The sequence below is a fragment of the Parazoarcus communis SWub3 = DSM 12120 genome, from assembly GCF_003226565.1.
GTDB classification, from domain to species: Bacteria; Pseudomonadota; Gammaproteobacteria; order Burkholderiales; family Rhodocyclaceae; genus Parazoarcus; species Parazoarcus communis.
In genome coordinates this window covers 23,598-29,722 of sequence record NZ_QKOE01000031.1, presented here as the reverse complement: position 1 = coordinate 29,722, position 6,125 = coordinate 23,598, and the positions used below count along the sequence as shown (strand labels likewise).

At 60.3% G+C, this 6,125-nt stretch carries 7 protein-coding genes; 3 read left to right on the top strand and 4 right to left on the bottom strand.

The genetic code is table 11. The features are described from left to right. The coding region (locus DNK49_RS21810) for an ISAs1 family transposase (protein WP_110529937.1) at window positions 1–360 on the top strand (360 nt) is incomplete at its 5' end. Window positions 361–391: 31 nt separating this feature from the next. On the opposite strand, the gene DNK49_RS21805 is transcribed toward DNK49_RS21810, so the two are convergent. The 3 genes from DNK49_RS21805 to DNK49_RS21795 form a co-directional block, all read right to left on the bottom strand. Then, window positions 392–835, bottom strand: a complete 444-nt coding sequence (locus DNK49_RS21805; protein ID WP_133255144.1) for a hypothetical protein — start codon at window positions 833–835, stop codon at window positions 392–394. 621 nt (window positions 836–1,456) lie between these two features. Continuing rightward, a complete protein-coding gene (locus tag DNK49_RS25205; protein WP_207807079.1) occupies window positions 1,457–1,660 on the bottom strand; it encodes a response regulator transcription factor in 204 nt (67 codons plus the stop codon). A gap of 28 nt (window positions 1,661–1,688) precedes the next feature. Then, window positions 1,689–2,045, bottom strand: coding sequence for a hypothetical protein (locus tag DNK49_RS21795; protein WP_133255143.1), 357 nt, complete (start codon window positions 2,043–2,045; stop codon window positions 1,689–1,691). A 287-nt stretch (window positions 2,046–2,332) separates the two neighbouring features. On the opposite strand from DNK49_RS21795, the gene can reads away from it, so the two are divergent. Next, a complete protein-coding gene (gene can, locus DNK49_RS21790; protein ID WP_110529917.1) occupies window positions 2,333–2,980 on the top strand; it encodes a carbonate dehydratase in 648 nt (215 codons plus the stop codon). A 25-nt stretch (window positions 2,981–3,005) separates the two neighbouring features. Continuing rightward, window positions 3,006–3,920, top strand: a complete 915-nt coding sequence (locus DNK49_RS21785) for an ROK family protein (RefSeq protein ID WP_110529914.1) — start codon at window positions 3,006–3,008, stop codon at window positions 3,918–3,920. A gap of 5 nt (window positions 3,921–3,925) precedes the next feature. Here DNK49_RS21785 and DNK49_RS21780 read toward each other — a convergent pair whose 3' ends face one another. Further along, window positions 3,926–6,103, bottom strand: coding sequence for a primosomal protein N' (locus tag DNK49_RS21780; RefSeq protein ID WP_110529911.1), 2,178 nt, complete (start codon window positions 6,101–6,103; stop codon window positions 3,926–3,928). Window positions 6,104–6,125: the final 22 nt, after the last annotated feature.

Below are 6,125 nucleotides of genomic sequence, written 5' to 3'. Positions count from 1 at the left end.
GCCGTGGTCGAACGCATCCGAACGGTGGGCGATCACACCAGCACCGAGCGCGTCTGCTACATCAGCAGCCTGCCCGCCGACGCCGAGCGGATCGCGCTGGCAGTCAGAAGTCACTGGGAGGTCGAGAATCGTCTGCACTGGTGTCTCGATGTTCAGTTCGGTGATGACTACGCCCGCGCCCGCTCCGGCCACGTCGCCCATAACCTCGCGCTGGTCCGCCACATGGCCCTCAACCTCATCCGGCTCGATACCTCGATCAAGACCAGCATCAAGACCAAGCGACTGCTGGCGGCGACATCCGACGAGTTTCGTGCGGCATTGCTGGGCTTCGAAGCACCTGACGAGGATGACGGTGAATGATAAATGCGTAGCTGCGGGAGCCCTGCTCGCATCACTTCTCTCCAACAGTTGAAACCCTGAACAATCTCCTTACCCCAAAATAGATAACCGCTATTCCAGTTGCTGCAGTCAAAGATCCCAGCGTAGTCGCCGAAAACGTTCTGCCAAACGCGTCCTGAAAACCGCTGATAAGGTAAATGCCCAAAACTGTCAGCAGTAAAGCAAAGGTCAACCCACCAACCACACCGGCTACTCCACCAGATCCTCCACCCTCAACAGAATGATCTGACGACACCAGGCCAGCCGAGAATGCGGAGGAGACAAGCAAAAAGGCCAAGGCCACAAGAACTGACAGTCCAACATCCACAATCTCGTGAATCTCTGGAGGTAAATTAATTTTCTGGTTTAGAAAAGCAAAAACCAATGCTAGCCCAAGGCCCGAGAACGCAAGAACAGCCAGCTTGCTATTTAGAATATCGGTAAATTCTTTCATCATGAAATGACACAAGAGCACCTCGAGCAACCCGAGGCCTTGCAGGAATTCCGCCGCGAAATGACTTAGACAACCGAACTCGGTTCATTTTCTTCAGCGAACCGCCATTTTGCTAGGCGGCATCGCCCCGTCTCCTCTTCGAATCGCACGGAAAATCGGCGATTCGACCCATTTCCAGTGTCAGAAGGCTTCGACAAGATCGAGAATTGAGATCTCTTTCATTTAATCAACCTCCAGATTAGACGAATTAACCGAGTTAACTTATTTCCAAAAATTAATAAAGAAGCTCTTTCTTTCGTAACCTTTCCATCTCGGACTATTCGCTCCAGATCGACTCGATTAGAAAAATAGAAAATCGAATTTAATACGATGAAGACTGCGAAAATCAACACCATCGATAAATAAAGATCCCTTTCGTCATAGCCTTGATTGGAGAGCATTGCATAAACAATCGAACTCGCAACCGAAGAAGAGCCGACGACGTACGATACCGCCCCCGGATTCTTGATCGAGTTTTTCTCCAGTGGGCGTGATGATCGTGGTCGCATGATTTTCAAAATATATATCTATGAAATTTATTTTTATGCTCTTCGAGACTCAGACAAATCTGAACTATCGATTAGTTTATTCATGACTATCTTTTTTGCATACCCTACTGATGTAGGGTGTTTCCATGATGGCAAGTTCCGTGCGATTCGAAGCTGACAGCTTCTTTAATAGGGCGGAGACGTGGTCCCTTACGGTGAAACCGCTGATTCCCAGTTCGAGTGCAATCTGCTTGTTGGTCTTTCCCTGGCGAATACGTAGCAGGACCTCCTGCTCGCGCATCGACGGCGGTCTCCTCACACTCATCTCCTCACCCGTCCGACTCCTCCGGCGACGGTATGCCTGAGCCACGATGGAACTTGCCTGCTACCGTGTGAATCGGCTCCAACGCCCATTCATACAGGCGTCTTGTGTCTTGCACGATGTCCGCTTCCAACACCATGCCCGCCTTGAACGAGAGCCTCTTCCCCTCGACGGCCAGCACTTGCTCGTCGAGTTCCACAACAACCCGGTAGTAGAGCAACTGAAGTTGACTTTCGCTGTGAACAACAGAAGCAACATGAGGCGGAAGCTCGGACAACGCGTAGGGACTGCGCGCAACACTGGTCACGAAGCCAGACGCCATGTACGGCGGGCGTTTTGACATTTGGTACTGCGACACGATCAAGCACGGCATCCAACCTAGATGTGTTGAGATCAACCACTGGCAGGCAGTAGTAGAGGAATCTTGGCTGGCTGGAGCGGATGCCCTTGGCTGGCTTGGCGTACCGGCAATCTCTTGCCAGCACCGAGCTTTTATACCATGCAATTCGACATTGTCATATACGTAATAAGTACTATTCTTATCTTTAGTGGCGTTCAGTGTCCCTCGTCGCAAGCCGAAGTTGTTCGAAACACCAGTTGTAATTCATAATTACGGATATTGCGCGACCTTCGCGCGCCAGGATCGACTCCATGCCCCAAACCATCGAACACCTTTTTGCCAACAACAAGGCCTGGTCCGAGCGGATGCACGCGGAAGACCCCGAGTTCTTCGCCCGCCTGGTCAACCAGCAGTCACCCGAATACCTTTGGATCGGCTGTTCCGACAGCCGGGTGCCGGCCAACCAGATCGTCGGGCTCGCGCCGGGCGAGATCTTCGTGCATCGCAACATCGCCAACGTGGTGGTGCATACGGATCTGAATGCCCTGTCGGTGATCCATTACGCGGTGGAAATGCTGCGGGTCAAGCACATCCTGGTGGTCGGCCACTACGGCTGCGGCGGCGTGAAGGCCGCGCTGCACGACAACAAGACGGGGCTGACCGACAACTGGTTGCGCCATGTGCAGGACGTGCGCGATCGCCATCTCGACAAGCTGAACCAGATTGACGACGAGAAGGAGCGGCTGGACCGCATGTGCGAGCTCAACGCCATCCACCAGGTGGTGAACATCAGCCAGACCTCGGTACTGCGCGAAGCCTGGGCCCGCGGCCAGAATGTCACCGTGCACGGCTGGTGCTACAGCCTGAACGACGGTCTGGTGCGCGAGCTTGGCGTCAGCGCCAGCAGCCGCGAAGACGCGGTGGAACAATACCGCAGCGCGGCAGACCGCCTGCTCTGACCGGCATACGGCATACCAGGCAGCCATGAACCGGATCGGCATCGACCTGGGCGGCACCAAGATCGAGATCGTCGCGCTCGACCCGACGGGGCGGGAACTACTGCGGCGACGGGTGCCGACGCCGCAGGGAGACTACCGCGGCACCCTCGAGGCCATTGCCGGACTGGTCAGGTTTGCGGAGGGCCAGATCGGTAGCCGGGCCAGCATCGGCATTGGCACACCGGGCTCCCTGTCGCGCCTGACCGGGTGCATGCGCAACGCCAACTCCACCTGCCTCAACGGCAAGCCCTTGCGCCGCGATCTGGAAGCCCTGCTCGGTCAGGAAGTCCGTATTGCCAACGACGCCAACTGCTTTGCCATGTCGGAAGCCAGCGATGGCGCGGGGGCGGGGGCGGAAACCGTATTCGGCGTCATTCTCGGCACCGGTGTTGGCGGTGGCGTGGTGGTCAATGGGCACCTGCTCAATGGCGCCAACGCGATTGCCGGGGAATGGGGTCACACCCCCCTGCCCCTGCCAGGCCCCGGTGACCAGCCCTTGCCCGCCTGCTACTGCGGCCGCCACGGCTGCATCGAAACCTATCTGTCCGGTCCCGGCATGGCCGCCGATCACAGCCGGCGCCACGGCGGCACGCTGGACGCAGCAGCGATTGCCGCGGCAGCGGCGCATGGCGACAACGCCTGCGAAGCCACACTGCAACGCTACGAGCAGCGCCTGGCGCGCGCCCTGGCCACGGTGATCAATCTGCTCGACCCCGACGTCATCGTTCTGGGCGGGGGGCTGTCGCACCTCGAGCGGCTATATGTCAATGTGCCGGCACAATGGGGCCAGTACATCTTCTCGGATCAGGTCGTCACCCGTCTGCGTCCGGCGCGCCACGGGGATGCATCCGGCGTTCGTGGTGCAGCCTGGTTGTGGCCGGTCGATCGCGAAAACCGCTAATCCCCTCAGACATCCAGCGGATCGACGTCGATCTGCCAGCGTAGCTCGCGGCTGGTGCGCTGCGCATAAAGCAGCTTCATCCACTGCAACAGAAAACCCTGCAGCAGCCCGCGCTCATCGGCCTCCACCAGCAACTGCGCCCGCTCGCGGCGGGCAAGCCGGGTCAGCCGCATCGGCACCGGGTCGAACAGGCGCAAACCTGCTGCTGCACTGGCTTCCCCCAGCCTGCGGGCATGCTGCAGGAACTCGACTGCATCCTTCAGTACCGGCGCATCGGCACGCAACATGGCCTGATACGAAAACGGCGGAAAACTCGCCACCTTGCGCTCGTCCAGCGCCATCCTGGCAAAGGCGTCGAAGTCATGCCGCGCCAGATGCTGGAACAGCGGATGACCAGGATACTCGGTCTGGATCACCACCTCACCCGGCAAGGCCCCCCGCCCGGCCCGGCCCCCCACCTGCATCAACTGCTGGAACAGACGCTCTGGCGCGCGAAAATCGGCTGCGTGCAGCGAAGCATCGGCCCCAATCACGCCAACCAGGGTCAGCTTGGGAAAGTCGTGCCCCTTGGCCATCATCTGTGTGCCGACCAGGATGTCGGCCTCACCCGCCGCAATCGTATCGAGCAAAGCCTCCCACTGGGCACGGGTTCGTGCCGCATCGCGATCGACGCGCAGCACCCGTGCCTGCGGAAAAAGCTCGATCAGGCGCGCTTCGATTCGCTGGGTTCCACGACCAAAAGGCTGGATGTCCTGATTGCCACAACTTGGGCAGGCATGTGGAATGGGTCCGTCGCAGCCGCAGTGGTGACAGCGCAGGCGCCTGTCTGCCAGATGCACCACCAGGTTGGCCGAACAGTGCGGGCAGCGGCTGATCCAGCCACAGGCCGGGCAGGACAACACGGGTGCATAGCCGCGCCGGTTGAGAAACACCAGGCTCTGCTCCCCCCGCTCCAGACGTTCGCCAATCGCGGCCTGCAATGCGGGGCTGAGGCCCTCGTCCAGCTTCAGCCGTCGGGTATCGACACCGCGCACCTTGGGCAATGACGAAGCCACCGCACGACGACTCAGGCTGAGCAGGCCGTAGCGCTCGGCGCGCGCATGCTGCCAGGTCTCGAGCGAGGGCGTCGCCGAACCCAGCACCACGGGCAGGCCACGCTGACGTGCCCGCCACACGGCAACATCGCGCGCGGAGTAGCGCACCCCTTCCTGCTGCTTGTAGGAGGCATCGTGCTCCTCGTCGACCAGGATGATGCCCAGCCGCGGCAGCGGCGCAAACACCGACAGCCGGGTGCCGAGCACGATGTCGGCATGCCCGCTCAAGGCCTGAACAAAACCACGCGACCGCGCCCCTTCGGCCAGCGCCGAATGCAGGCTGATCACATTGGCGGCGGGAAAGCGTTGCGCGACTCGATGCTCGAGTTGCGGCGTCAGCGCGATCTCGGGCACCAGCATCAGGACCTGCTTGCCGGCCGCGAGCATGGCCTCGGCCAGGCGCAGATACACCTCGGTCTTGCCACTGCCGGTGACCCCTTGCAGCAACCACGGACGAAAGCCCGGCGCCGCATTCAGCACCTGGTCGATGACCGTCGCCTGCTCGTCGGTCAGCTCGGGACGACCGGTTGCGTGATGGCGTGGCACATTGCCCACGGTGAGTTGCAGCCAGCCACGCCTGAAAGCATCACCCACGGCGGCACCCGATGGCAGCGCACGAATCACGCTGCGTCGCAGGGGCGATACCCCCGCTTCTTCACACTCCCGTAGCAGCGCCAAGGCCTTGCTGTCGCGCCTGGCGTCGGCCATGACTTGCCGCCCGGCTGGCGCCACTTCGAGCAAAGGATCGGTGTCGTCGGCGCTGACCCCATCGGCACGACGCAACCCGGGCGGCAGCGCCAGCGCCACGACCTCACCGAGTGGCGCGTGGTAGTAGCGGGCGACAAAGCCGACCAGCGCCAGCCAGTCGTCCGGTAGCGGGGGGACCTCGCGCTGGATGTGCAGCACCGGTTTGAGTCTGGCTGCATCAACCTCCGCAGCATCGGGCAGGCCAACGATCAGCCCGCTCTTTTCCCCACGTCCAAAAGGCACGCGCACACATCGCCCAACATCCGACTCCAGCGCATCTTCTGCCGTGTAATCAAATAGTTGCGGAATCGGGACAGGTAAGGCGACGCGGATGATCGGCATCAGGATCTGGCAAAAACCATCA

Bases quoted from the DNA above. Each gene is read 5' to 3' on its own strand.
- DNK49_RS25205 (WP_207807079.1), bottom strand. From the start codon at position 1,660: ATGCGCGAGCAGGAGGTCCTGCTACGTATTCGCCAGGGAAAGACCAAC.
- DNK49_RS21780 (WP_110529911.1), bottom strand. From the start codon at position 6,103: ATGCCGATCATCCGCGTCGCCTTACCTGTCCCGATTCCGCAACTATTT.
- DNK49_RS21785 (WP_110529914.1), top strand. From the start codon at position 3,006: ATGAACCGGATCGGCATCGACCTGGGCGGCACCAAGATCGAGATCGTC.
- DNK49_RS21805 (WP_133255144.1), bottom strand. From the start codon at position 835: ATGATGAAAGAATTTACCGATATTCTAAATAGCAAGCTGGCTGTTCTT.
- can (WP_110529917.1), top strand. From the start codon at position 2,333: ATGCCCCAAACCATCGAACACCTTTTTGCCAACAACAAGGCCTGGTCC.